Genomic DNA, 26,020 nt, shown 5'->3' on the forward strand with positions numbered 1-26,020 from the left:
CGCAACCGAGAGTTCCCTGTTGAACGACAATTTCCTGCTGCCGCTGGCCTCCCTGCCCTTCCCCAACATCAACCCGATCCTCATCCAGATCGGGCCGCTGGCGGTACATTGGTACGGCGTCGGCTACATCGTCGGCATCCTGTTCGCCTGGTGGTACGCCAAGCGGCTCGCCGCCAATGCGAGGCTGTGGCCGAACGGCGTCCTGCCGATGAAGCCGGAGGACCTCGACGACTTCATCGTCTGGGCGGCCATCGGCGTCGTGCTGGGCGGCCGCACCGGCTACGTGCTGTTCTACGACCTGCCGCGCTACATCGCCCACCCGCTCGACATCTTCGCGGTCTGGCAGGGCGGCATGTCGTTCCATGGCGGCCTGCTCGGCGTCATCCTCGCCATGACGCTGTTTTCCATCAAGCGCGGCATCCGCACCTGGTCGCTGTTCGACGTGGTGGCGGCCGGCGTGCCGGTCGGCCTTGGCCTGGTGCGCGTCGCCAATTTCATCAATGCGGAGCTCTGGGGACGGGCGACCGACGTTCCATGGGGCGTTGTCTTTTGCAACGACCGAATTCAGCAGGCGCTGGCAGTTTGTCCAGCTGGCTTGGATCCACGCCATCCGAGTCAGCTCTACGAAGCCCTTCTCGAAGGTCTGGTGCTGTTCCTCGTCCTGCGCATCCTCACCCATTCGCGCCTCAAGCTGAAGACGCCGCGCTTCGTCGGCGGCGCCTTCATCTGCGGCTACGGCCTGTCGCGCATCTTCGTCGAATTCTTCCGCGAGCCCGACCAGCAGCTCGGCTATCTCCTTGGCACCAACTGGCTGACCATGGGCATGATCCTGTCGTCGCCGATGGTGCTGGTCGGCATCTGGGCGATGGTTACCGCCAAGTCGGTGCCACAACCGCAGCCGGCATGACACGGCTGAAGACCCGCATCGTCGGCCTTATCGAGGCGTCGGGGCCGCTTCCCGTCAACGAATACATGGCGATGTGCCTGTTCGACCCCGTGGACGGCTACTACACGACGCGCGAACCCTTTGGCGCGGCCGGCGACTTCGTCACCGCGCCGGAGATCAGCCAGATGTTCGGCGAACTCGTTGCCATCTGGCTCTACCAGGCCTGGCTTGCCAGCGGCCGGCCGCTGCCGGTCACCATCGCCGAGATCGGTCCTGGCCGCGGCACGCTGATGAAGGACATGCTGCGCACGCTGTCGCGACTTGATCCTGATCTGGCCAAAGGAGCCGGCTTTGCGATGATCGAAACCAGCCCACGCCTGACAGAGGTCCAGAAACAGACGCTTGGCACGACGCCGTCCGCGATCGATTGGCACGAAACCATCGACACGCTGCCGCAACAGCCGCTGTTCATCGTCGGCAACGAATTGTTCGATGCCGTGCCCATCCGCCAGTTCGTCCGCGCCGGCGCCGGCTGGCGCGAACGCGTGGTCGGTCTGGACGAGACCAGTGAGCTGCGCTTCTTCGCCGGCGCCGGCTCGGTCGACCCGACGCTGCTGCCTGACGACGCCACCGACGCGCCGCAAGGCGCGATCGTCGAGGTCGCGCCGGCACGCGCGGCCCTGATGGCGACCATTGCCGAACGCATAATTACGCATGGCGGAGCCGGCCTGTTCGTGGACTATGGCCACCTCCGGCCAGGTGTCGGCGACACGCTGCAGGCTCTGCGCAGGCACGATCACGAAGATGTGCTGGCCAATCCCGGCGAGGCCGACCTGACGACCCATGTCGATTTCGCCGCTCTTGCCGCAACCGTCCGCGCGCATGGGCTCGACGCCCATCTGTCGACGCAAGGCGGCTTCCTGCTCGGCATGGGCATTCTCGAGCGTGCCGGCCGGCTCGGCGCCGATGCCGACCAGACGGCGCGCGACAAGATCGCCGACGACGTCGAACGCCTCGCCGGCGCGCAAGCCATGGGCGAGCTGTTCAAGGTGCTTGCCGTGCTGCCGCGCGACATGGCCGTCCGGCCCTTTGCCACGGCGGATTGACTTTTCACTGCCGCCTCTCCCAATCTCCCGTCCGGCAAACAGCGTTCGAACCGCCAGCCGAACTCTGCCCCGCCTTCTTGTCGAAAAGCACTTCTCCTTGACGAAACCGCCCACACGGACAACAACGCCCGCATGCTGAATCAGACCAAACCGGATCCCGTTCGGTCGGCCCTGCTGGACAAGGCGCAGGCGCATGGCATCCGCCACGGCTATTTCACCCGCGTCGGCGGTGTTTCCAGCGGCATCTACCAGGGCCTCAACATCGGCACCGGATCGAATGACGACCAGGCGCTGGTCGCCGAGAACCGCAGCCGTGTCGCCGCCTGGATGGGCGTGCCGGCGAGCCATCTGCTGACTGCCTGGCAGGTCCATTCGCCCGATGTCATCATCGTGCGCGAGCCCTTTGCCGGCGAGCGGCCCAAGGCCGACGCCATCGTCACCGACCGGCCGGGCATTGCCATCGGTGCCTCGACCGCCGATTGCGGCCCGGTGCTGTTCGCCGATGCGCGGGCGCGCATCATCGGCGCCGCGCATGCCGGCTGGAAAGGCGCCTTCACCGGCGTGCTGGAAAACACCATCCTCGCCATGGAAAGCCTCGGCGCCAGCCGCGAAAACATCGTTGCCGTGCTCGGCCCTTCGATCGGCCCTGAAAACTATGAGGTCGGGCCGGAATTCGTCGCCCGTTTCGTCGAGGCCGACGCTGAGACCATCCGCTATTTCGTGCCCTCCGCCAACGCCGGCCATGCGATGTTCGACCTCAATCGCTACACGGTCGACCGGCTGGCTAAGGCCGGCGTGACGGCCGAGGGCCTCGGCCGCTGCACTTATGCCGAGGAAGATCTGTTTTACTCCTACCGGCGCACCACGCACCGCAAGGAGCCCGATTACGGCCGGCAGGTTTCGGCAATCGTTTTGGAGAAGCAATAATGGCGCTGCATTTTGAACGTTCGGAATTTGATGCGCGGCGCGACCGGCTGATGATCGAGATGGCCGAGAAGAAGCTCGACGCTATCCTGCTGTTCGCGCAGGAAAGCATGTACTGGCTGACCGGCTACGACACGTTCGGCTTCTGCTTCTTCCAGTGCCTGGTGGTCAAGGCCGATGGTTCGATGGTGCTGTTGACCCGGTCGGCCGACCTGCGCCAGGCGCGCCAGACCTCGATCATCGACAACATCGTCTTGTGGACCGATCGCAACGGCGCCAATCCGGCGGTCGACCTGCGCAATCTGCTCAACGAGCTCGACCTGCTCGGCGCCCGCATCGGCGTCGAATACGACACCCACGGGCTGACCGCCTACAATGGCCGGCGACTGGACGAACAGCTACAGACCTTTGGCCAGATCGCCGACGCGTCCGGCATCGTCGGCCGGCTGCGCCTGTTCAAGAGCCCGGCCGAAATCGCCAAGGCCGAGAAGGCCGCCAACCTTTCCGACGACGCGCTCGACGCAGCCTTGCCGCTGATCAAGCAGGGCGGCGACGAAGCGCTGATCCTGGCAGCCATGCAGGGGGCGATCTTTGCCGGTGGCGGCGACTATCCGGCCAACGAGTTCATCATCGGCTCCGGCGTCGATGCGCTGCTGTGCCGCTACAAGTCCGGCCGCCGCAAGCTCACCAAGAACGACCAGCTGACGCTCGAATGGGCCGGCGTCTTCAACCACTACCATGCGCCGATGATGCGCACGGTGCTCACCGGCAAGGTCTCGAAGCGCCATCAGGAGCTGTTCGACGCCGCCCGCGCAGCACTTCTGGCCGTCGAGAAGGCGATGACGCCTGGCAACAGCTTCGGCGACGTGTTCGACGCCCATGCCCGCACCATGGAGGCGCACGGCCTGACCAAGCACCGGCTGAACGCCTGCGGCTATTCGGTCGGCGCCCGCTTCACACCGTCCTGGATGGACATGCCGATGTTCTACCAGGGCAACCCCGAGCCGATCGCGCCGAACATGACGCTGTTCGCCCACATGATCATCATGGATTCCGACACCGAGACGGCGATGACGCTTGGCCGCACCTACCTGACCACCGAATCCCAGCCGAAGCCGCTGTCCCGCCATGATCTCGACTTGATCGTACAGTGAATCCACAATGGGAGGCGTGCTTCGCCAAGGAGTTAGAAGGCAAATGAGACGATCGCATGTGACGACCGTGTCATTGCTTGTGGCATTGGCTCTTGCCGCCTGCACCAACGCAAAGGACGTTCTCGAACCGTCAGCCATCACCCCGCCGGCGACCTCGACGCCGTCGACGCCCGGCGCCGACCCCGCCACCGCCATTGCGGGCAATCCCGCAACCACCACCACGCCGGTCACACCAGCCCAAAGTGCTGCCATCCTGTCGAAGACCCGCCTGCAGATCGCGCCGATCGTCGGTGCTTCGGTGGAGGCCGCCACGCCGCTGACGGCGGAATTGCAGACGCGCGCCAGGCAACGTGGCATCACGCTTGCCGGCAGCACCGACCAGACCGCGACCCATGTGCTGAAGGGTTATTTCTCGGCGATATCGGAAGGCAAGGACACCACCGTCATCTATGTCTGGGACGTCTACGACCCGGCCGGCAACCGGCTGCACCGCATCAACGGCCAGCAGAAGGCAGCTTCGACAAAATCCGGCGACAGCGGGGGCGGCGATAGCTGGAAAGGGGTCTCACCGGCGACTATGCAGGCAATCGCCGACCAGACCATCGACCAGTTCGCGGCCTGGCTCGGCGGCAAGGCGGGCTGAGGTGTTGCCCGCTGGCGATGGCGCGAGGCTTTCTTGAGATTAGCCGGCGGATTCCCGATCTCGGCGCTTGCAATACCGGCGCGGGCCGCTAAAAGCCCGGTTAAAAGGTGCAGGAGAGTCTGTCTGATCTCTCCATCCTCCACCAGGAACGGTGTATGAAACTCTTCGCGGGCAATTCCAACAGGGTGCTGGCCGAAGCGGTCGCCCGCTATCTCAACATCCCGCTGGGCAAGGCCAGTGTCAGGCGCTTCGCCGACCAGGAAATCTTCGTCGAAATCCAGGAAAATGTGCGCGGCGAGGATGTCTTCATCCTGCAGTCGACCTCGTTCCCGACCAATGATCACCTGATGGAACTGCTCATCATGATCGATGCCTTCATGCGCTCATCGGCCAAGCGCATCACGGCGGTGATTCCCTATTTCGGCTACGCCAGGCAGGATCGCCGCGCCTCCGGCCGTACGCCGATCTCGGCCAAGCTGGTCGCCAACATGATCACCCGCGCCGGCGTCGACCGTGTTCTGACGCTCGACCTGCATGCCGGCCAGATCCAGGGCTTTTTCGACATCCCGACCGACAATCTGTTTTCGGTGCCGGTCATGGCCCGCGACGTGAAGGCGAAGTACAAGCAGCTCGGCAATGTCGTGGTGGTGTCGCCCGATATCGGCGGCGTGGTGCGCGCCCGTGCGCTGGCCAAGCGCTTCGACGCGCAGCTGGCCATCGTCGACAAGCGCCGCGAACGTCCGGGCGAATCGGAAGTGATGAACATCATCGGCGCCGTTGCCGGCAAGGATTGCCTGCTGATCGACGACATCGTCGATTCCGGCGGCACGCTGTGCAATGCCGCCGATGCGCTGCTGGCCAACGGCGCCACCAGCGTCACCGCCTACATCACCCACGGTGTCCTGTCGGGCGGCGCCGTCGCCCGCATCAGCGGCTCGAAGCTGCAGGAACTGGTGATCACCGATTCCATCCAGCCGACGCAAGGCGTGCTCGACGCTCCCAACATCCGCGTCATCTCGATCGCCGACCTGATGGGTGAAGCCATCTCGCGCACGGCGACCGAGGAATCGGTGTCGAGCCTGTTCGACTAGGCCTGTCTCGAAACAGCTTCAAACCTCGAAATAACTCGGGCCTTCGAGGTCGGTAATCAACCCCGGCTGCGTCGGCTGCCATCCCAGCGCCTGCCTGGTCTGTTCGCTGGAAGCAGGCCAATCCATGCCGAAGAAGTGGCCGAGGAAGCCGAAATGGTCGGCTGCTTCCTCGTGGGTTTTGGAGACCACCGGCAGATTCAGCCGGCGGCCGATGATCTCGGCGATCTCCCGTGTCGGCACACCCTGATCGGCAACGCCGTGGTACCTGGCTCCTCCGGCCCCCTTCTCGAGCGCCAGCCTGAAGAGGGTGGCTGCATCGAGCCGGTGCACTGCAGGCCAGCGGTTCGCCCCATCGCCAAGATAGGCCGAAACGCCTTTTTGACGCGCGATCGCGATCAGCATCGGAACGAAGCCATGATCGCCGTCGCCGTGGACCGAGGGCGAAAGACGCACGGTCGAGGCGCGCACTCCGCGTGCCGCAAGCGTTTCGGCCGTCACTTCCGAAGCACGGGAATAGGAAGCGGATGGAGGAACAGGCGCGTCGTTCTCACTCGCCACGTGACCGGCCGGCGTCAGCAGCGCCAGTCCGGAGGTGACAAGCAAGGGCCGCTCTGAGCCTTCGAGTTCCGCCCCGAGCGTCTCGATGGCGCGCCGGTCCGCCTCGCAATTCGCCGCGAATTTCGAGAAGTCATGGTTGAAGGCGGTGTGGATGACGCCATCCGAAAGGGCCGCTCCACTGCGCAGGCTCTCCAGGTCCTCGATATCGCCACGATGCGCCTCGGCGCCCGCAGCGATAACCGACCTAGCGCCTGGATCCGAGCGGGCGAGGCCAAGCACCTGATGGCCCGCTCCAACGAGCTCCCGCACAACCGCTGAACCGACAAAACCGGTGGCACCGGTGACAAATACACGCATCGCGATTTCTCCTTTGTTTGCTCAAGGGCCGTATGGACAGCCCGTTGCCGATGGAGATACGGGATTGAGAAAATACGATCTATGCTGTAAAGTCCGTATTATCTTTGCAATCGTCCGGAATGCTTATGGATCCGCTCTCAGACGTGCTGTCGCTGCTGAAGCCGCGCAATTACCTGTCCGCCGGGCTGGAGGCCGGTGGCGACTGGTCGATCCAGTTCCCAGACCAGCAGGCAGCCATCAAATGCGGTGCCGTGGTGTCGGGCCGATGCTGGCTGTCCGTGGACAGCGTCGCGGATGCGGTGCGGCTGGAGACGGGTGACTGTTTCCTACTGCCGCGCGGGCGTCCTTTCCGCCTTGCCAGCGACATGGAGCTGCCATCGGTCGATGCCCGCACCATCTTTTCCCCCGCCCGCACCGGTGGCATCACCTTGCATAATGGCGGCGGCGATTTCCTTCTCGTCAGCAGCCGCTTTGCCCTATCCGGGAACCATGCCGGCATCCTGTTGCGGATGCTGCCGCCGATCGTCCACATCCGCAGCGACTCCGATCATTCGGCGCTGCGCTGGCCGGTGGAGCGGATGATGCAGGAATTGCGCGAGCGGCGGCCGGGTGGCTTTCTCATCGTCGAGCATCTGGCCCACATGATCCTGATCGAGGCCTTGCGCCTGCATATGGCCGAGGGCTTGAGGGGCGGCGTCGGCTGGCTGTTTGCGCTGGCCGACAAACAGATCAGCGCGGCGATCGGCGCCATGCATGAAGACCCGGCGCATGGCTGGACACTGCAGGCGCTGGCCGAGCGCGCCGGCATGTCGCGGTCGACCTTTGCGCTGAAATTCAAGGCGATGGTCGGCGCTTCCCCCATGGACTACCTGACGCGCTGGCGCATGCTCTTGGCCGGCGACAGGCTGGCGAGTTCCAGCGATCCTGTTTCCGTCATTGCACTGTCGCTCGGCTACGAATCGGAAAGCGCCTTCAGCACCGCCTTCAAGCGGGTGATGGGCTGTTCGCCGCGCCAACACAGCCGTGGCCGGCCACCGACTTCCGCCCCGCATGGCGAAGAGATCATCCGCACCAGCCTGCCCGAGCCGGTCGCGGGCTGAAGGGCCGCGCATAACGCCGAGATCATGGACTTTCCAATCGAAGCGCAGCGCTTGGCCGACGTATGCCTTCGCCGCTGTCACGCGCACCGCGCATGTAGCCGCGCGGCGACGCGCCCAGCATGCGCTTGAACATGGTGATGAAGGCCGGCACGCTGTCATAGCCGAGATCGAGTGCCACCCTGGTGATTGGTTCCCCATCGGCCAGCCGTGGCAGTGCTGCGAACAGGCAGGCCTGCTGCCGCCACGTCGACAGCGACAGGCCGGTCTGACGCTGGAAGGCGCGGGTGAAGGAACGGCGGCTCATGCCGGCGGCGTCAGCCCATTCGTCGATCGTCGCATGCGGCGAAGGGGCCGCCACGAAGCGCCGGCAGAGTGCCGCCAGCCTGGGATCGGACGGGAACGGCAGGCCGAGCGGCCGTTCCGGCAGGGTCGGGATTTCATGCAGCAGGAGATTCATGATCAGCCCGCCACGGCCTTCCAGCACGCCGCCCTGCGGCAGCTTCTCGGACTCCACGATCAGGCTGTGCATCAGGTCGGTGACACCGACCACACGCAAGCCTTCCGGCAGCCCCGGAATAGCCTGGGGCATGACATAAACCGAACGCATCGAGACATCGCCCAGCATCTCGACCGAATGCTCGGTGCCGGCCGGAATCCACATCGCGTGATCGGGCGGCACCATCCAGCGCCCATGCCGCGTCGTCACCAGCACGACGCCGACCAGCGCGTGCAGCAGCTGGTTACGGCTGTGGCGATGTTGCGGCACATGGTAGCCGTCGGGATATTCGGTCGGCAGCGCCACCGCCGGCCCGACTGCTTGCTCCAGCCACAGCCAGCGGCGCTCGTGCAATTGCTCGAGGTTGGCATTGCCCGCGTGAAAGATTTCCCTGCCGTGCGGCATTGGGTATGGCCCACTTGCGAAACTATTGGACCAAACCACGAAAGAAGTCGCGCCGCAAGCAGCTTATAAGGCAACCGTCCTAAGGCGGTCTGCAGGAGCGTCCGCCAGAACTGCCTGCGGGCGTGCCCGCCAAAAAGACCACGGAGCCTACCTTGACCGATACAACAGCCGCCAGCGTCGCGCCACCAGCGACCGTCAGTCACGCTTCAGCCCAGGCAACGGCCTTCACCGTCATCCTGGCGGTAAGCTTCTGCCACTGCATCAACGACATCATGCAGTCGCTGCTATCGGCCATCTATCCCTTGCTGAAAGAGAATTACGGCCTCGACTTCTGGCAGATCGGCCTCCTGACCTTCACCTTCCAGGTGACCGCATCGCTGCTGCAGCCAGTGATTGGCATGGTCACCGACAAGCGGCCGATGCCCTATTCGCTGCCCTATGGCATGGCGTCGTCGTTGATCGGCCTGGTCGTGCTCGCCTATGCCGGGCACTATTCTCTGCTGCTGATCGGCGCCTCGCTGATCGGCATCGGCTCGGCGATCTTCCATCCGGAATCCTCGCGCATCGCCCGCTTCGCGTCCGGCGGCCGCTTCGGCCTCGCGCAGTCGCTGTTCCAGGTCGGCGGCAATTTCGGCCAGTCGATGGGACCGCTGCTGGCTGCCTTCATCGTCGTGCCGTTCGGCCAGACCAGCATCTCATGGTTCGCCGTCGGCTCGCTGATCGGCATCATCGTGCTGTGGCAGGTCGGCGGCTGGTACAGCCGCCTGCGTGCCGCACAGGGCAACCGCAAGACGGCAACCTTCGTCTCGCCTTTCCCGCGCCGCAAGGTGATGAATGCATTGATCGTGCTGACCCTGCTGGTGTTGAGCAAGAACGCCTACATCGCCAGCCTCGCCAGCTACTACACCTTCTATTCCATCCATAAATTCGGCGTTTCCGTGCAGATGTCGCAGGTCATGCTGTTCCTGTTCCTCGGCTCCTCGGCACTCGGCATCCTGCTTGGCGGCCCGTTCGGCGACCGCTACGGGCAGAAGGCGATGATCTGGTTCTCGATCGTCGGCGTGCTGCCCTTCACGCTGGCCCTGCCCTACGCCAACCTCGAATGGACGATGGTGCTGACGGTGCTGATCGGCCTGATCCTGTCGTCGGCCTTCTCCAACATCGTCGTCTTTGCGCAGGAGCTGGTGCCGGGACGTGTCGGCATGATTGCCGGCATCTTCTTCGGCTTCGCCTTCGGCATGGGCGGCATCGCGGCCGCCGTGCTTGGCGTTGTCGCCGACATGAAGGGCATCGAGTTCGTCTTCCAGATCTGCTCGTATCTGCCACTGCTCGGCCTGCTGACGGTGTTCCTGCCGAACATGCGGGAAGCCAGGAAGGCGGAGGCGGCGATCAGCTGATATCAGCCAGTCTTCAGGATTTTGACGTGAGGGCGTGGCAGCTGCCACGCCCTCAATGATTCTTTCGTCATTCGCGGGATATAGGCCTGTTGTTGTTCGAAACACGTGCAACAAATGGCGCCGACGGCAAGGCTGGGTCAGCGGACGCTTTCACGTTGAAAGTAAAGTACCGGGCTCGGCGCGACTGATCAGTGCGCAGCGCTCCGCGTCAGGAAAGGCAATCTGTTATGTCCAGGCTTAAAGACAAGGTCGCGCTGATTACGGGTGGCACCAGCGGCATCGGCCTGGTGACGGCGCAACGTTTCATTGAGGAAGGCGCGCGCGTCGCCATTACCGGCACCAATGCGGGCCGTCTCGAGGAGGCGCGCAACATCTTGGGCAGCGATGTGCTTGTCATCGCCTCCGACGCCGGAGATGCCGCCGCCCAAAGCGACATTGCCGGGCGGATCGGCGAAACCTTCGGCAAGCTCGACGCTCTCTTCCTCAACGCCGGCATCGCCGATCTGCGGCCGCTTGGCGACTGGACCGAGGCAGCGTTCGACAGGAGCATCAATGTCGACCTCAAGGGACCGTACTTCCTGGTCAAGGCGCTCGTTCCCCTGTTTTCGAACCCGTCATCGATCATCCTCAGCGGCTCGGTCAACGCGCATATGGGAATGGCAGGAACGCATGTCTATTCGCTGGCCAAGGCTGGCATGATTTCGCTGGCGCGGACGCTGTCGGGCGAACTGATAGGGCGCGGCATTCGCGCCAATGTAATCAGCCCGGGCCCGATCGACACGCCGCTCAATGACAAACTTGGGTTGGATCCGGCAGCGGCGAAGGCCCGTGCGAAAGCGGTGGTCGGCCTGGTCCCCGCGGGCCGTTTCGGAACCGCCGAGGAAATTGCCAATGCGGTGGTGTTTCTGGCTTCGGACGAATGCCCGTTCATGGTCGGTGCGGAAATGCTGATCGACGGCGGCTTGAGCATCGCCTGAGATCGGCAGGGCCTTAGCACCCGCCAGATGGCGGGTGCTTTTGTCTGTGACGTCGAAATATCCTACGCCTTGAAGAAGGCCAGCAGGTCGGCGTTGATGATGTCGGCATGGGTCGTGGCCATGCCATGCGGGAAGCCCTTGTAGACCTTGAGCTCGCCCTTCTTCAGCAGCTTGATGCTCAGCAGTGCCGAGTCGGCGATTGGGACGATCTGGTCGTCGTCACCGTGCATGACCAGCACCGGCACGTCGATTGTCTTCAGGTCCTCGGTAAAGTCGGTCTCCGAGAAGGCCTTGATGCAATCATAGTGTGCCTTGGTGCCGCCCATCATGCCCTGGCGCCACCAATTGTCGATGACACCTTGCGAGACTTCCGCGCCCGGACGGTTGAACCCGTAGAACGGGCCAGCCGGAACGTCGCGGAAGAACTGGGCGCGGTTGGCTGCCTGGGCGGAGCGGAAACCATCGAAAACCTCGATCGGCAGGCCGCCGGGATTGGCCGGGGTCTTGAGCATGATCGGCGGCACCGCGCCGATCAGCACCGCCTTGGCGACACGACCTCCCGAACCATACTGGGCGACGTACCGTGCCACCTCGCCGCCGCCGGTCGAGTGGCCGACATGGATGGCGTCCTTGAGGTCCAGATGCGCCGCCAGTGCTGCGACATCGGCGGCATAGGTGTCCATCTCGTTGCCGATATCCGTCTGGGTCGAGCGGCCATGGCCGCGGCGATCATGGGCAATGACGCGGTAGCCCTTGGACAGGAAGAACAGCATCTGGGCGTCCCAGTCGTCGCTGCTCAACGGCCAGCCGTGATGGAAGACGATGGGCTGACCGGTTCCCCAGTCCTTGTAGTAGATCTGCGTTCCGTCCTTGGTGGTGATCGTGCCGCTGCCGGTGCTGGGCTTGGATTGCAAGGCCTGGTTCATCTCAATCTTCCTTCGATTGTTGTCGCGATAAACAATATCGCGATGTCCACATGCCTAGCGTAGCCCAAACCGCTTGTCCATGGAAATATGTATCGCGATATCATTTTTCGTGGTACAGACTTTGGTGCCTGTATTGGCAAGAAGGAATCCGCCGTGCCTCTCCCGTTGGAAAATCAGCTCTGTTTCACGCTCTACGCCACCAGCATGGCGATCAATCGCACCTACAAGCCGATGCTGGACGAGATGGGCATCACCTATCCGCAATATCTCGTACTCAACGCGCTGGCAGAGGCCGACGGCATGTCGGTCGGCACCATCGCACACCGGCTCGCCTTGGAATCGAGCACCGTCACACCGCTGGTGAAGAGGATGGAACAGGCTGGGCTGGTGAGGCGACAGCGCAGCCAGGTCGACGAGCGCCAGGTGCAGGTCGATCTGACCGCAACCGGGCGCGCGCTGCTTGTCCAGTGCAACTGCCTGAATGAGACCTTGATCGAGCGCTCGGGCATGACGTTGGCACAGCTTGACGCCTTGAACCGGCAGATTCAGGCGCTGCGTGACGCGTTGACCGGCGACCAATAGCCAGCCGCCAACAACAGTCTAGGCCAAAAACCACAGTGCCGGCGCCGGCACGGCTATCATGCGGATTTAAGCACGGTGAATGGGCGTTTGCGCAGGGTCCGCTTTGCCTGGAAACTTGCGGCGGGAGCGGGACGGCCGACATGGAAGCCCTGGACCTTGTCTATGCCAAATTCGCGCATAAGGGCCATCTGCTCGTCCGTTTCCACCCCTTCGACCAGGATTTTGTGGCCGCGATTTCGGACCAGGGTAATAATGTCCTGGAGCATTGCCTTGCCGTTCGGGGCGCTGCAGTCGTGCAGAAACGAGCGGTCGATCTTCACCGTGTCGAAATCGATGAGACGAAGCCACGACAGGCCGGCAAAGCCGGTCCCAAAATCATCGAGCCATATCTTGATGCCGAGCAGCTTCAGGTCGCTGATGCAGCGAAGAATGTCCGAGTGCATCTCCATTTCCAGTCCTTCGGTGATTTCGAAGGCCAGCCTGCTGCCGGCGACGCCGGTCTCGCCCAAAATGGTCGCGACGGACGTTGCGAAGCCAGGTGTCTTGAGCTGAATTGGAGAGACGTTGACACTGACGACACGGACGTGGTCGTCCGCCAGAAGCTCGGAGCACACTGTCCTTATTGCCCAGCGCCCGAGTTCCAGGATCGCGCCGGTTCGTTCCGCAACGGGAATGAACAGGCTCGGCGGAACCGACGTACCGTCCAGCATTCTGAGGCGCATCAGAGCCTCTACGGCTTCGACCCGGCCCGATTTGACATCCTGGATAGGTTGATAAACGAGCGAAACGAGATTCTGGCCAATCGCGATCTTCAGCAAGGCCGCGATGTTCTCACTTTCGTCGCTGCTCTGGGGATCGGTCGGATCGAACAGCCGAGCGCAATTTCGACCACCGGCTTTTGCCAGATAGAGCGCGCGGTCGGCTTCGTGGATGATTTTCTCCAGCTTGGCGCCAGTCTGCGTCCTGGTGAATGCAGCGCCAACGCTCACTGTCACAATCGAGACGCCGTCTCGCCGCAGCTCGTGGGTAAGCGCCAAGCCCTCCACCGTACTGCAAATGGCTTCGGCCAGATCCATGATCTGTTCTTTTCTCTCCACTCGAGCCAGGACAATGAATTCCTCCCCGCCATAGCGACCGATCGAGCCACTATACTGCTTGATCATTTCGCTAAGGGCATTGGCGACATGGATCAGGCAGCGGTCGCCTTCCTGATGGCCGTAGCAGTCATTGAACTTTTTGAAGAAGTCCACGTCGATGAGGATCGCCCCAAAACTGGTGCCAACCCGTTGCCAGTCGCTCCAGTAATCCCGCAGCTTTTCGTCGATCGCCCGCCGATTTTCGAGACCCGTAAGCGGATCGGTCCGCGACAGTCTCAGCAGAGCCTTGCCTCGTTCGGTCGCCTCGTTGTGCTGAATTTTGGCTTCCAGCGCGTTCAGGAAGACGTTGTAGCGCTCCTCATTCAGTTTCCAGTTCACATATGAGGTGAATGTGAAGCAGGAAATGTAGAACGTTCCAAACACCAACTTGTATGTTAGCGTGGAAGGCACAAAGTAGTTTACGACATACAATATGCATAGGATTATAGTTGACGTTATAATAGAAACTTTGAATCTGAACGTAAAGAAGAGATTGGCACTCATCATGAAGATGGTGCCGAAGACCATATAATAAGAGACGCTTTCCTTGTCCGCACCCATAACCGCTGGGGACAACCAGCCGACATAGCCAAAGATAATGGCCCCGGCGCAAGTGATGTCGAGCCATTCCGTCCCGACGCCATGGCGAAGCTGCATTTCCAGGATCAAAAGCGCGGTCAGTCCGACCGCGAAGCGCGCCGTGATCGTGTAGGCGGCCACATCCGGGATCAGCAGCAGGTCAGTTGCCGAAAACAGCACATAGATGGCAACGGCCATCCAAAGCCCGGGCCTGGCTTCCCCTCTTCGCGTCACCTGGGCTTCCGTCCGGTAAAGGCTGCGAAGCTCGTCGGACGCCAGTTCGTAACGCGGTTCGTACGGTTCCGCATCAGCCGCATCGGCAAATACGGATGCCACGCGTTCGTCCATCACAACGAACCCCGTTTGAAGGGGATCTTGTATGCCGAACTCATCTCTAGCTTCTGCCCTCACGCAGGCCGGCTCCTTGGACGCGACGCGATTGCGACGCCGGGCCAACAAATGCAATCGAGCAAGACAAGTTTCCGTTAACTCGAACGAGGAATCGGCCCCAGAAGCGGCCTAACGAATGAACATGGTTTGCGGGAAATTAATCATACCGATAAAATGCGCCCGACCCGCCATTGGCAAATGGAGCATTCTACGCAATAAGTTAACTGACTGTTAACTATGGAGTGATGGGTTGCAAACCGTGTTTGATGGCAAAAGCCTGATTACTGCCAAGATGATCGCCAGCAGTCTCCGTCGAGGAACGATCGAGCATCATGGCGAAGAGTTCGAAAACGCTCGCGCGGAGCTGGCGCTCATTCTCAGCGCGACACAGCAGCAAATCGAACAACGAAAAGACCCTGCCGAGATCATTCGTCGCCTGATGTCGCACCTCAACGCGACGCGTTCCAAGATGCATCCCGACGTTTGGCAAGCATTGATACCGGTGGTGCAGGGCCACCCGGTCCTGGAGTATTTTCTCGAGGATCCCCTGACACGGTGGTCCTTCAGCAAGCCCAGGGGGTATTCTGGCGACGCGGAGTTGCTCGACTACATCTATTGTGATCCGCACGTGGCCGAGAGCGTGGCAAACGCCTCGGAGACCGGCAAGGCGCTCTATACCCATACCCAGGACGTGCCGTCGTGCGTCGCGGCACGGGAACGACGCGATCTTTTGACCCGATATGTCGACGAGTCTGCGGCCAAGAACGGACCGCAAACCGAGGTCCTGGCGATCGCGGCCGGCCATTTGCGTGAGGCCAATCGCTCAGTCGCCCTGGCGGAGGGCCGTCTCAAGCGCTGGGTTGCGCTCGATCAGGATCCCCAGAGCGTCGGATTGATTTCGCGCGACTTCCAGGGCACCGCGATCGAAGCCATCGACGGCTCGGTGCGCACCGTGCTCACGAGGGGCCACAAGCTGGGCCAGTTCGACTTGATCTACGCCTCAGGCCTTTACGACTACCTTGCGCACAACGTTGCCGTGAAACTCACGAAGACCTGCCTGCAGATGTTGAAGCCGAACGGGACGTTCCTGTTCGCGAACTACGCGGAGGGCAATCCTGACGCCGGGTACCGTGAGACGTTCATGGACTGGGTGTTGCTGCTGCGCTCGGAAGTCGACATGTGGAACATCGTCAATGCCAGCGTCGACCGCAACACCGTCGAGGCCAAGGTGTTCTTTGGCGAGAACCGCAACGTGCTGTACGCCGTCATCGAAAAGCGCGGCTAGCCTTTGGCTTGCACCTCCGGCCACCTTCCGCTATAGAGCCGCCACCCGCGTAGACACCCTTGGAGGCAACGCGGCGGAAAGCCGCCTCACCCGGCGGCTTTCGACGTTTACGGCCAAGCACGTTGCCGGCCGCGAACGCTCCAGAACAAACCGAAAGGAAATGCCATGAGCCACGACACTTACGAGCTCAAGGCCGAAGCACGCGAACAGGTCGGTAAGGGGTCCGCCCGTGCAGTTCGCCGCAACGGTAAAGTGCCTGCAGTAATTTATGGTGACAAGCAGCCTCCCCTGGCCATCGCGCTCACCTACAAGGACATCTACTACAAGATCCATGGCGGCGGGTTTCTGACCACGATCGCCACGATCGATGTCGACGGCAAGAAGATCCAGGTCCTGCCGAAGGACTTTCAGCTCGACCCGGTCAAGGATTTCCCTGTCCATGTCGACTTCCTGCGCATCGGCAAGGACACCGAGGTCAATGTCGACGTGCCTGTCCACTTCATCAACGAGGACAAGTCGCCCGGCATCAAGCGCGGCGGCGTGCTCAACATCGTGCGTCACGAAGTCGAGTTCCACTGCCCGGCCAATGCGATCCCGGAATTCATCACCGTCGATCTCACCGGCGCCGACATCGGCGACTCGATCCACATCTCGGCGGTCAAGCTGCCGGCCGGTGTGAAGCCTGTCATCTCCGACCGCGACTTCACCATCGCGACCATTGCCGGTTCGTCGGCGATGAAGCCGGAGACGGAAGTTACGGCTGAAGTGGCGACCCCTGAAGCGGCCCCTGCCGCCGAAGAGAAGTAACTCTTTCACGCCCGGAGCAGGCGATGCTGCTGTTTGCAGGTCTCGGCAATCCGGGTGCGAAATACGCCAACAACCGGCACAATGTCGGCTTCATGGCGGCGGACGCAATCGTCCGCCGCCATTCCTTTTCGCCCTGGTCGAAGAAATTCCAGGGCCTGATTAGCGAAGGCACGCTTGGCGGCGAAAAGATCGTCCTGATCAAGCCGCAGACCTTCATGAACCTGTCCGGCCAGTCGGTCGGCGAAGCGCTGCGCTTCTACAAGCTCAAGCTTTCCGCGCTCACCGTCTTCTACGACGAGATCGACCTTGCCGAGGGCAAGCTGCGCATCAAGACCGGCGGCGGCGCCGGCGGCCATAACGGCATCCGCTCGATCGACGGCCATGTCGGCAACGCCTATCGCCGCGTGCGCATCGGCGTCGGCCATCCCGGCGTCAAGGAAATGGTCCAGTATCACGTGCTTGGCGATTTCGCCAAGGTCGACCGCGAATGGCTGGAACCGCTGCTCGACGCGATCGCCGACAACGCCGCCATGCTCGTCAAGGGCGACGAATCCGGCTTCATGAACAAGGCCAGCCTCGCCGTCCAGGGTAAGGCCGCGCCGGAGCCGGAAAAGCAGGCGCCAAAGCAGCCGGCGCCCAAGCAGCAAAGTCACGTCCGCCAGGCTCGCCCGCAGCAGCCGGCAGTCAAGCTGCCGGAAAGCGGCCCGATGGCCGCGATGCTGAAGAAACTCTTCGGCAAGGAGTGAACGCAGCAGGAGCGTGCGGCGTTACAGGGCTTGACGTTGATCACCCCTATCGCCCATAGCCCTGATCAAATTTCGATTTCCCGATAGGACCGGACAAAATGGGTTTCAAATGCGGCATCGTTGGCTTGCCCAATGTCGGCAAGTCGACGCTTTTCAACGCGCTGACCAGGACGGCGGCGGCGCAGGCCGCCAACTATCCGTTCTGCACCATCGAACCGAACACCGGCGAGGTGGCGGTGCCCGATCCGCGCCTGCAGAAGATCGCGGCGATCGCCAAGTCGAAGGAGATCATCCCGACCCGCATCTCCTTCGTCGACATTGCCGGCCTGGTGCGCGGCGCCTCGAAGGGCGAAGGCCTGGGCAACCAGTTCCTCGCCAACATCCGCGAGGTCGACGCAATCGTGCACGTGCTGCGCTGCTTCGAGGATGACGACATCACCCATGTCGAGGGCCGCATCGACCCCGTCGCCGACGCCGAGACGGTCGAGACCGAGCTGATGCTCGCCGATCTCGACAGCCTCGAGCGGCGCATCGTGCAGATCCGCAAGCGCGCCGGCAGCAAGGACAAGGAAGCGACGACCGTGCTGCCGCTGATGGAGGCGGCGTTGGAGCTGCTGCAGGCCGGCAAGCCGACCCGCATCCTGCTCAAGGGTATTTCGGCGGACGACCTGCGCATCCTGCAGGGGCTGAACCTTCTGACCTCGCATCCCGTGCTCTATGTCTGCAACGTCGCCGAAGCGGACGCCGCCACCGGCAACGAGCACACAAGGGCCGTGGAAAAGATGGCCACAGCGCAAGGCGCCAGCACCGTGGTGATCTCGGCCGCGATCGAAGCGGAAGTCGCCCAGTTGTCGGACGAGGAGGAGATGGAATTCCTGTCCTCGCTCGGCCTCGACGAGCCCGGCCTGAACAAGGTCATCCGCGCCGGCTACGAGCTGTTGCAGCTGATCACCTATTTCACCGCCGGCCCCAAGGAAACGCGCGCCTGGACCGTGCACAAGGGCGCCAAGGCACCGCAGGCCGCAGGCGTCATCCACACCGATTTCGAGCGCGGCTTCATCCGCGCCCAGACCATCGCCTACAACGACTTCATCACGCTGGGCGGCGAAGTGGCGGCCAAGGAAGCCGGCAAGGCGCGCGACGAAGGCAAGGAATATGTCGTCCAGGACGGCGACGTCCTGCTGTTCAAGTTCAACACCTGATTTTGTGAAGATCACGCTTGGCGGCAAGCCCTTCCGGTACCGGCAGCTCTAAGAGTTCTTCCGAGCCGCCGGAGTCATTCGCCCGCCAGTTGCTTGTCTTGATTTTGTCACGCCACAGGACTAAGCGGCAGGTGCACGCGCCGGACCGCCGTGCCATCCGACACGAGCTTCAATCCGAACGCACCCTTTGGCCCCAACAAGGGAGACCCGGCGATGATCAAGGCCTTCGTCGTGGACAATGACCGCCTGCGCGTCATCGACGATCTCCTGGCAAACGGCGAGAACGTCGTCTGGGCCGACCTGCTCAACCCGACCAGGGAAGAGGAAGTGGCGATCGAAAGCTGGCTCGGCGTCGCCATTCCGACGCGCGAGGAGATGGAGGAGATCGAGATTTCGAGCCGCCTCTATGTCGAGGACGGCGCCTACTTCATGACCGCCACCCTGCCCGCCCAGACCGAGGTTGACGATCCCCTGATGTCGCCGGTCACCTTTGTGCTCGCCGGCTCCCGGCTGATCACCGTGCGCTATCACGAACCGAAGGCATTCAAGACCTTTCCGCAACGCGCCGAAAAAGTGGCAACCGGCTGCACCAGCGGCGACACCATTCTGATCGGGTTGCTGGAGGCGATCGTCGATCGCCTCGCCGACATCCTGGAGCGCGCCGGCCGCGACATCGAGGCGATTTCGCGCGATATCTTCGAGGCGCGGTCGACCAAGGTTTCCAAGCGCAATCGCGATTTCCAGGAACTCCTGAAAGCCATCGGCCGCAAGGAGGACATCGCCTCCTCGATCCGCGACAGCCTGATCTCGCTGCAGCGCTTGGCCGGTTTCTTCGCCCACGCCTCGACCCGGACCAAGATGAGCAAGGACACCAAGGCGCGCATCAAGACGCTGTTGCGCGACGTGCTGTCGCTAGCCGACCACGCCACCTTCCTGTCGCAGAAGATCAGCTTCCTGCTCGATGCCACGCTCGGCATGATCTCGATCGAGCAGAACGCCATCATCAAGATCTTCTCGGTCGCCGCCGTCATCTTCCTGCCGCCGACGCTGGTGGCTTCGATCTATGGCATGAATTTCGACATCATCCCCGAGCTCAAATGGCAGCTCGGCTATCCCTTCGCGATCGGCCTGATGATCTTGTCGGCGATCCTGCCCTTCTGGTATTTCCGCCGCCGCGGCTGGCTTTGACCCGTCCGCCAAAGGCCACGTGGCCGTGACGTGGCGCTATAGAAATCTCTTGACCAAACGGCGGCCTGCCTGCATCCGGAAACCCCGATCCGAAATCGTGGGTCTATGAACCGGATTCCAGACCATGACTGCAAAAACCTGGGCCTATGAGGACTTTGTCGAGGGCGCCTTGTTCGACCTCGGCAGCAAGCAAGTGAGCGCCGCCGAAATCATCGAATTCGCCAGCGAATTCGACGCGCAGCCCATGCATCTCGATGAGGAAGCCGGCAAGGCGAGCATCCTCGGCGGCCTCTCCGCTTCGGGCTGGCATACCTCAGCCATGTTCATGCGCATGCTGTGCGATGCTTTCCTGCTCGACTCCACCTGCCAGGGATCGCCCGGGGTCGATCAGGTGAAATGGAAGAAGCCGGTGCTGGCCGGTGACACGCTGACAGGAAGCCTGGTGGTTCTCACCAAGCGCCTGTCGCGGTCGAAGCCGCAGCTCGGCTTCGTCACCATGCGCAGCGAACTGCTCAACCAGCGCGGCGAAAGCGTCTTCGAGCTCGAAAACTCCGTCATGTTCCTCACGCGAGACGCTACCGGGAGCGCAGCATGACACTGGACGAATTCTTCCGCATCGGCACTACCGTTACGCTCGGCTCGCACACATTCGAGCCAGAGGCGATCAAGGCGTTCGCCAGGAAATACGACCCGCAAATTTTTCATATCGACGAGGAAGCAGCCAAGAAGAGCGTGCTCGGCGGGCTCTGCGCGTCGGGCTGGCACACGGCCGCGACCTGGATGAAACTCAATTTGGCAAGCAGCATGGACGCCGAGATCGCTGCGTGGAGCGGGCCCGGCCCGGTGCCGGAATTCGGCCCCTCGCCTGGCTTTAAGAACCTGAAATGGCTGAAGCCGGTCTATGCCGGGCAAACGATCACCTTCACGCGTACGGCACTTTCCCACCGGCCGATCGCCTCACGCCCCGGCTGGCGGCTGCTGGCGTTGCGTTGCGAGGCCTTCGATTCGACCGGCGACAAGGTGCTGGAGTTCGAAAGCGCAGTGCTGGTGAAGGTGGAGTAAGCCCGGCGCTTCTCCCTTCTCCCTTGTGGGAGAAGACGTCGGTGCTCCCTGGAACACCCCTCATCCGACCGGGCTTCGCTCGGCCACCTTCTCCCACAAGGGGAGAAGGCAAGAGGTCCCCTCAATGCCCCTCGAATCCGATCAGCGTCCTCACCGGCACGCCGAGCGCTTCGAGCTTGGCGCGGCCGCCGAGATCCGGCAGGTCGATGACGAAGCAGGCTGCAAGGATGTCGGCGCCGATCTGCCGCAGCAGTTTGACCGCCGCTTCCGCGGTGCCGCCCGTGGCGATCAGATCGTCGACGAGGATCACCTTCTCGCCAGGAGAAACGCCGTCCTTGTGCATCTCCATCTCGTCGAGCCCGTATTCAAGGCTGTAGGCGACGCGCACGGTCTCGAAAGGCAGCTTGCCCTTCTTGCGGATCGGCACGAAACCGGCCGAGAGCTGATGGGCGACGGCGCCGCCAAGGATGAAACCACGCGCCTCGATGCCGGCGATCTTGTCGATCTTCTGGCCGGCATAGGGATGCACCAGCTCGTCAATGGCGCGGCGGAAGGCGCGCGCATTGCCGAGCAGCGTGGTGATGTCGCGAAACAGGATGCCGGGCTTGGGATAATCCGGAATGGTACGGATCGCGGCAAGCAGTGAGTCTTCGAGGGAGGATTTCATGGGTCGAGATTACCTGAAACGGAGATTCTTGCGCGACAATTGTTCGATCGAACTGCAGCCCATCAGCTTCATGCCGCGCTCGATCTCGACCCGCATCTGTTCGAGCGCCCGTTCGACGCCCGGCTGGCCGGCCGCCGCGAGCGGGAACAGATAGTAGCGGCCGACGCCGACCGCCTTGGCGCCGAGCGACAGCGCCTTCAGCACATGCGTGCCGCGCTGCACGCCGCCATCCATGATGACGTCGATCTTGTCGCCGACCGCGTCGACGATCTCGGCAAGCTGGTCGAACGCCGCTCGCGAGCCATCCAGCTGCCGGCCGCCATGGTTCGACAGCACGATGCCGCTGCATCCGATCTCGACGGCGCGTTTGGCGTCCTCCACCGACATGACGCCCTTGAGGCAGAACGGACCCGACCACAGCCTGACCATCTCTGCGACATCGTCCCACGTCATCGACGGGTCGAGCATTTCGGTGAAGTAACGGCTGATCGACATGGTGCCGCCGCCCATGTCGACATGCTCGTCCAGCTGCGGCAGCTTGAACCCCTCATGGGTGAAATAATTGATCGCCCAGGCCGGCTTGATCGCGAACTGCAGCATCCCGGCCAGGTTGAGCTTGAAGGGGATGGCAAAGCCGGTGCGTTTGTCGCGTTCGCGGTTTCCCCCGGTGATGCTGTCGACGGTCAGCATCATCACTTCGACGCCAACCTCCTTTGCTCGCTGCATCATCGCCCGGTTGAGGCCGCGATCCCGATGGAAATAGAACTGGTAGACCTGCGGGCCGCTGCTGATCCCGCGCGCCTCCTCGAGGCTGACGGTGCCAAGCGAGGAGACGCCGAACATCGTGCCGTATTTGGCCGCGGCCTTGGCGACCGCGCGCTCGCCCTGATGATGGAACAGCCGCTGCAAGGCGGTCGGCGAACAATAGACCGGCATCGCCAGCTTTTGACCCATCACCGTCACCGACATGTCGATCTCGCTGACGCCGCGCAGGACGTTGGGAACCAGATCGCAGGCATCGAAGCTTTCGGTGTTGCGGCGATAGGTGACCTCGTCGTCCGCCGCGCCGTCGATATAGTCGAAGATCGGCCCCGGCAGCCGCCGTTGCGCCATGCGGCGGAAATCGGAAAAATTGTGACAGTCGCTGAGCCGCATCATTGATTTCCAGACGTCATATCGTGGCAATCGCTTCGCCACCGTTTGGTGCGTCGAATATCAACCTGTTGTCTCCGTGCCAACGGCCTAATTGCCGAGCCGTCCCACGAGCTACAATCGCCAGCACAAAAAGGGGCGCCCGAAGCGCCCCTTTCGTCGGAAACCGGCAGCTAGCGAAAAATTACATGCCGAGATCGGAACGAAGCTCGGCCTTGGCCACGTCGTATTCGGCCTTGAAGTCGTCCCGGTTGAGCAAGACGGCGGCGATCACGCTGCCGGAAATCTTGCCCATTTCAACATCGGACGCGTAATGGATACCGCCAACCTCGCGATTGTGGGCGTATTCAGCCGCACGCGCCATGATCTCGGCGCGCTTTTCCGGAACCATGTCAGACAGGATGATGCCCATCATGGTGCCGACGGTGGCGTGGCCGGAAGGCCACGAACCGGAGCTGGACAGCTTGACCGCGGGCTTGACGAGGTCGCTGAGCTGGTGCGGACGCGGGCGCTTCCAGACATCCTTGGCCGGATCGACGACGGCGCCTTCGGTGGCCACCACGCGATCGAAGAAAGCACTGAATTTCGGCAGTGTTTCCTTGTTGAACTTCGGCCCCATCACATTGGCGAAGCGCCAGACATTCTCCTCGGCGTCGGCAACAGCGCTGGCCACCATTTCGGGCGTGCGCGTCACCTGCAGCGTCAGCACCTCGCCAAGTTCGGCCTTGGTCTGCGCCGAATCGTTTGCCGGCGGCGGCGGCAGGATCATCGTCAGGTCGACATCCTTGTTGGTGATGAAGGGCTGGGCGTCTTCTGCTTGCGCGGCCGAGCCGAGGATGAGCAGCAGCAAGCCTGCCGCGAGCGATGCGTATCTTTTCATGGGGGGCGATCCTTTGGTGAGAGCGGCACAGGATCGCCGGATGCGGTGACGGCCATGTGACACCACAGGCCTCCCCAAATGCAAAGGGCGCCTTTCGGCGCCCTTTTTTGATCGTATGGCTGTGCGCGGTTTAGTGCGCCACGCCTTCCCACACCTTGCGCTTGGTGAGATAGACCAGCGCACCGAACAAAAGCAGGAACACCAGCACGCGGAAGCCGGTCTTCTTGCGGTCTTCCATATGCGGCTCGGCCGCCCACATCAGGAAGGCAGAGACGTCGCGGGAATACTGGTCGATGGTCTGCGGCGCGCCGTCGTCATAGGTCACCTGGCCGTCGGACAGCGGCTTGGGCATCTTCAGCGACACGCCCGACATGAAGTACGGATTGTAGTGGGTGCCTTCCGGGATGACCATTCCGGCCGGCGGCGTCTGGTCGTAGCCCGTCAGCAGCGAATGGATGTAGTCGGGGCCGCCCGCGGCATACTGCGTGAAGATATCGAAGACGAAGCGCGGGAAGCCGCGCTCGACGCCGCGCGCCTTGGCCAGCAGCGACATGTCGGGCGGGGCAGCGCCGCCATTCGAGGCAGCGGCGGCTTCCTCGTTGGCGAATGGCGGCGGGAAGTGGTCGGACGGCTTGCCAGGGCGGTCGAACATGTCGCCGGCGTCGTTCGGGCCGTCATGGATGGTGTACTCGGCCGCCAGCGTCTTGATCTGCGCGTCCGAATAGCCGAGGTCCGACAGCGTGCGGAACGCCACCAAATTCATCGAATGGCAGGCCGAACAGACTTCCTTGTAGACCTTCAGGCCGCGCTGCAGCTGCGCCTTGTCGTAGGTGCCGAACGGCCCGGCGAAGCTCCAGTCCATCTCCTTCGGCTCGTTGATCGGGAAATGCGTCGGTGCGGCCGCGTTGTGTGCCTCCTCGGCGGCGATCGCCCCGGTGCCAACAACCACGAGGCCGAGCAACGCCAGCGAGGTGAGAATCTTCTTCATGCCAAATCCCCTTAGATTCTCTACCCGCTCAGCCCTTGGTTTCCGGCGCGGCCGTAGCCCCCGCAGGATGATGACCGCCACCCTTGTTCTTCTCGAGCACCGCTTCGGTGATCGAATTCGGCAGCCGCCGCGGCGTCTCGATCAGGCCGAGCACCGGCAGCGCGACCAGGAAGAAGGCGAAGTAGAACAGTGTCGCCATCTGCGCCATGAACACGTAGCTGCCTTCCGCCGGCTGCGAGCCCAGCCAGCCGAGCAGGATGGCATCGGCCACGAACAGCCAGAAGAACAGCTTGTACCAGGGCCGGTACACCGCCGACCGCACCTTCGAGGTGTCAAGCCACGGCACCAGGAACAGCATGACGATGGCGCCGAACATGCAGATCACGCCGCCGAGCTTGGAATTGATCGGCCCGATGTTGAAAGTGATGGCGCGCAGGATCGCGTAGAACGGCAGGAAGTACCATTCAGGCACGATATGCGCCGGTGTCTTCAGCGGATTGGCCACGATGTAATTGTCGGGCGCCATAAGGAAATTCGGAATGTAGAAGACGAAATAGGCGAAGAAGAACAGGAACACGATCATGCCGAACGCGTCCTTGATGGTCGCGTAAGGGGTGAAGGCGACGGTGTCGGTCTTCGACTTGACCTCGATGCCGGTCGGATTCGACTGGCCGACGACATGCAGCGCCCAGACATGCAGCACGACGACGCCGGCGATCATGAACGGCAAGAGGTAGTGCAGCGCAAAGAAGCGGTTCAGTGTCGGGTTGTCGACGGCGAAACCGCCGAGCAGCAGTTGCTGGATCCATTCGCCGACCAGCGGGATTGCGCTGAAGAAGCCGGTGATGACGGTGGCGCCCCAGAAGCTCATCTGGCCCCACGGCAGCACATAGCCCATGAAGGCCGTCGCCATCATCAGGAGGTAGATGATACAGCCGAGGATCCACAGCAGCTCGCGCGGCGCCTTGTAGGAGCCGTAATAAAGGCCACGGAAGATGTGGATATAAACGGCCATAAAGAAGAACGAGGCGCCTGTGGCATGGAGATAGCGCAACAGCCAGCCCGAATTCACGTCGCGCATGATCTTCTCGACCGAATCGAAGGCGAGACTGGTGTCGGCCGCAAAGTGCATGGCCAGCACGATGCCGGTCAGCATCTGCGACACCAGCATGATCGCCAGGATACCGCCGAAGGTCCACGCATAGTTCAGGTTGCGCGGCACCGGATAGGCGATGAAACTGTCATAGACCATCCGCGGCAGCGGCATGCGGGCGTCGAACCAGCGTTCGATACCGGTCTTGGGCGTATAGGTCGAGTGTCCCTCGCTCATCGAAAT

At 62.5% G+C, this 26,020-nt stretch carries 26 protein-coding genes; 17 read left to right on the forward strand and 9 right to left on the reverse strand.

Annotated elements, in window-relative coordinates; translation table 11 throughout:
* Window positions 1-19: 19 nt before the first annotated feature.
* The 6 genes from lgt to AC1D08_RS21365 all read left to right on the forward strand — a co-directional run bounded on the left by lgt (window position 20) and on the right by AC1D08_RS21365 (window position 5,804).
* Window positions 20-907: a prolipoprotein diacylglyceryl transferase gene (gene lgt / locus AC1D08_RS21340; protein ID WP_457151542.1), complete on the forward strand. Its 888-nt coding sequence runs from the start codon at window positions 20-22 to the stop codon at window positions 905-907.
* A complete protein-coding gene (locus AC1D08_RS21345; protein ID WP_457151543.1) occupies window positions 904-1,992 on the forward strand; it encodes a class I SAM-dependent methyltransferase in 1,089 nt (362 codons plus the stop codon). Before lgt ends, AC1D08_RS21345 begins: the two co-directional genes overlap by 4 nt.
* Window positions 1,993-2,124: 132 nt before the next feature.
* Window positions 2,125-2,919 (forward strand): peptidoglycan editing factor PgeF, encoded by a 795-nt coding sequence (pgeF, locus tag AC1D08_RS21350; protein WP_457151544.1) that lies wholly within the window; start codon window positions 2,125-2,127, stop codon window positions 2,917-2,919.
* Complete coding sequence (locus AC1D08_RS21355; protein WP_378982130.1) at window positions 2,919-4,070, forward strand: M24 family metallopeptidase; 1,152 nt, start codon at window positions 2,919-2,921, stop codon at window positions 4,068-4,070. The genes pgeF and AC1D08_RS21355 overlap by 1 nt, the downstream gene beginning before the upstream one ends.
* Window positions 4,071-4,113: 43 nt before the next feature.
* The gene (locus AC1D08_RS21360) at window positions 4,114-4,713 is read left to right on the forward strand and encodes a hypothetical protein (protein WP_457151545.1); all 600 of its coding nucleotides are present in this window, start codon (window positions 4,114-4,116) and stop codon (window positions 4,711-4,713) included.
* Between the two features lie 155 nt (window positions 4,714-4,868).
* Window positions 4,869-5,804: a ribose-phosphate pyrophosphokinase gene (locus tag AC1D08_RS21365; protein WP_019860650.1), complete on the forward strand. Its 936-nt coding sequence runs from the start codon at window positions 4,869-4,871 to the stop codon at window positions 5,802-5,804.
* Window positions 5,805-5,822: 18 nt separating this feature from the next.
* Here AC1D08_RS21365 and AC1D08_RS21370 read toward each other — a convergent pair whose 3' ends face one another.
* Window positions 5,823-6,719, reverse strand: a complete 897-nt coding sequence (locus AC1D08_RS21370) for an SDR family oxidoreductase (RefSeq protein WP_457151546.1) — start codon at window positions 6,717-6,719, stop codon at window positions 5,823-5,825.
* A gap of 125 nt (window positions 6,720-6,844) precedes the next feature.
* Between AC1D08_RS21370 and AC1D08_RS21375 the strand changes: the two genes are divergently transcribed.
* Entirely contained in the window at window positions 6,845-7,819 is a 975-nt protein-coding gene (locus AC1D08_RS21375) for an AraC family transcriptional regulator (RefSeq protein WP_457151547.1), read from the forward strand.
* Between the two features lie 22 nt (window positions 7,820-7,841).
* Here AC1D08_RS21375 and AC1D08_RS21380 read toward each other — a convergent pair whose 3' ends face one another.
* Window positions 7,842-8,720, reverse strand: coding sequence for an AraC family transcriptional regulator (locus tag AC1D08_RS21380; RefSeq protein WP_457151548.1), 879 nt, complete (start codon window positions 8,718-8,720; stop codon window positions 7,842-7,844).
* 152 nt (window positions 8,721-8,872) lie between these two features.
* On the opposite strand from AC1D08_RS21380, the gene AC1D08_RS21385 reads away from it, so the two are divergent.
* On the forward strand, window positions 8,873-10,117 hold the full coding sequence (locus AC1D08_RS21385; RefSeq protein ID WP_457151549.1) for an MFS transporter: 1,245 nt from the start codon (window positions 8,873-8,875) through the stop codon (window positions 10,115-10,117).
* A 227-nt stretch (window positions 10,118-10,344) separates the two neighbouring features.
* Window positions 10,345-11,094, forward strand: coding sequence for an SDR family oxidoreductase (locus AC1D08_RS21390; protein WP_457151550.1), 750 nt, complete (start codon window positions 10,345-10,347; stop codon window positions 11,092-11,094).
* Window positions 11,095-11,156: 62 nt separating this feature from the next.
* On the opposite strand, the gene AC1D08_RS21395 is transcribed toward AC1D08_RS21390, so the two are convergent.
* Window positions 11,157-12,020: an alpha/beta fold hydrolase gene (locus tag AC1D08_RS21395; RefSeq protein ID WP_477423918.1), complete on the reverse strand. Its 864-nt coding sequence runs from the start codon at window positions 12,018-12,020 to the stop codon at window positions 11,157-11,159.
* 153 nt (window positions 12,021-12,173) lie between these two features.
* Between AC1D08_RS21395 and AC1D08_RS21400 the strand changes: the two genes are divergently transcribed.
* Window positions 12,174-12,602: a MarR family winged helix-turn-helix transcriptional regulator gene (locus AC1D08_RS21400; RefSeq protein WP_457155356.1), complete on the forward strand. Its 429-nt coding sequence runs from the start codon at window positions 12,174-12,176 to the stop codon at window positions 12,600-12,602.
* Window positions 12,603-12,658: 56 nt separating this feature from the next.
* On the opposite strand, the gene AC1D08_RS21405 is transcribed toward AC1D08_RS21400, so the two are convergent.
* Window positions 12,659-14,665, reverse strand: coding sequence for a putative bifunctional diguanylate cyclase/phosphodiesterase (locus AC1D08_RS21405; RefSeq protein ID WP_095090858.1), 2,007 nt, complete (start codon window positions 14,663-14,665; stop codon window positions 12,659-12,661).
* A 292-nt stretch (window positions 14,666-14,957) separates the two neighbouring features.
* Here AC1D08_RS21405 and AC1D08_RS21410 point away from each other — a divergent pair, with 292 nt between their 5' ends.
* From AC1D08_RS21410 to AC1D08_RS21440, 7 genes are all read left to right on the forward strand, one after another.
* Window positions 14,958-15,992, forward strand: coding sequence for a class I SAM-dependent methyltransferase (locus tag AC1D08_RS21410; RefSeq protein WP_477423920.1), 1,035 nt, complete (start codon window positions 14,958-14,960; stop codon window positions 15,990-15,992).
* A gap of 165 nt (window positions 15,993-16,157) precedes the next feature.
* Window positions 16,158-16,799, forward strand: a complete 642-nt coding sequence (locus AC1D08_RS21415) for a 50S ribosomal protein L25/general stress protein Ctc (RefSeq protein WP_184874668.1) — start codon at window positions 16,158-16,160, stop codon at window positions 16,797-16,799.
* Window positions 16,800-16,822: 23 nt separating this feature from the next.
* On the forward strand, window positions 16,823-17,545 hold the full coding sequence (gene pth, locus AC1D08_RS21420) for an aminoacyl-tRNA hydrolase (RefSeq protein ID WP_477423922.1): 723 nt from the start codon (window positions 16,823-16,825) through the stop codon (window positions 17,543-17,545).
* Window positions 17,546-17,643: 98 nt separating this feature from the next.
* On the forward strand, window positions 17,644-18,747 hold the full coding sequence (gene ychF, locus AC1D08_RS21425) for a redox-regulated ATPase YchF (protein ID WP_095090854.1): 1,104 nt from the start codon (window positions 17,644-17,646) through the stop codon (window positions 18,745-18,747).
* A 213-nt stretch (window positions 18,748-18,960) separates the two neighbouring features.
* A complete protein-coding gene (gene corA / locus AC1D08_RS21430; RefSeq protein ID WP_457153933.1) occupies window positions 18,961-19,935 on the forward strand; it encodes a magnesium/cobalt transporter CorA in 975 nt (324 codons plus the stop codon).
* A gap of 124 nt (window positions 19,936-20,059) precedes the next feature.
* On the forward strand, window positions 20,060-20,530 hold the full coding sequence (locus AC1D08_RS21435; protein ID WP_477228213.1) for a MaoC family dehydratase: 471 nt from the start codon (window positions 20,060-20,062) through the stop codon (window positions 20,528-20,530).
* Window positions 20,527-20,997, forward strand: a complete 471-nt coding sequence (locus tag AC1D08_RS21440; RefSeq protein WP_477289521.1) for a MaoC family dehydratase — start codon at window positions 20,527-20,529, stop codon at window positions 20,995-20,997. The genes AC1D08_RS21435 and AC1D08_RS21440 overlap by 4 nt, the downstream gene beginning before the upstream one ends.
* 121 nt (window positions 20,998-21,118) lie before the next feature.
* Here AC1D08_RS21440 and AC1D08_RS21445 read toward each other — a convergent pair whose 3' ends face one another.
* The 5 genes from AC1D08_RS21445 to AC1D08_RS21465 form a co-directional block, all read right to left on the reverse strand.
* Complete coding sequence (locus AC1D08_RS21445) at window positions 21,119-21,664, reverse strand: adenine phosphoribosyltransferase (RefSeq protein WP_095090850.1); 546 nt, start codon at window positions 21,662-21,664, stop codon at window positions 21,119-21,121.
* 9 nt (window positions 21,665-21,673) lie between these two features.
* Window positions 21,674-22,819, reverse strand: coding sequence for an alpha-hydroxy acid oxidase (locus AC1D08_RS21450; RefSeq protein ID WP_477418812.1), 1,146 nt, complete (start codon window positions 22,817-22,819; stop codon window positions 21,674-21,676).
* Window positions 22,820-23,000: 181 nt separating this feature from the next.
* A complete protein-coding gene (locus AC1D08_RS21455; RefSeq protein ID WP_477228216.1) occupies window positions 23,001-23,696 on the reverse strand; it encodes an acid phosphatase in 696 nt (231 codons plus the stop codon).
* Window positions 23,697-23,826: 130 nt separating this feature from the next.
* Entirely contained in the window at window positions 23,827-24,684 is an 858-nt protein-coding gene (locus tag AC1D08_RS21460; protein ID WP_477228217.1) for a cytochrome c1, read from the reverse strand.
* 28 nt (window positions 24,685-24,712) lie between these two features.
* Window positions 24,713-26,014, reverse strand: a complete 1,302-nt coding sequence (locus tag AC1D08_RS21465; protein ID WP_477228218.1) for a cytochrome b — start codon at window positions 26,012-26,014, stop codon at window positions 24,713-24,715.
* Window positions 26,015-26,020 lie beyond the last annotated feature (6 nt).

It is taken from the genome of Mesorhizobium sp. P2_E6 (genome assembly GCF_056403835.1).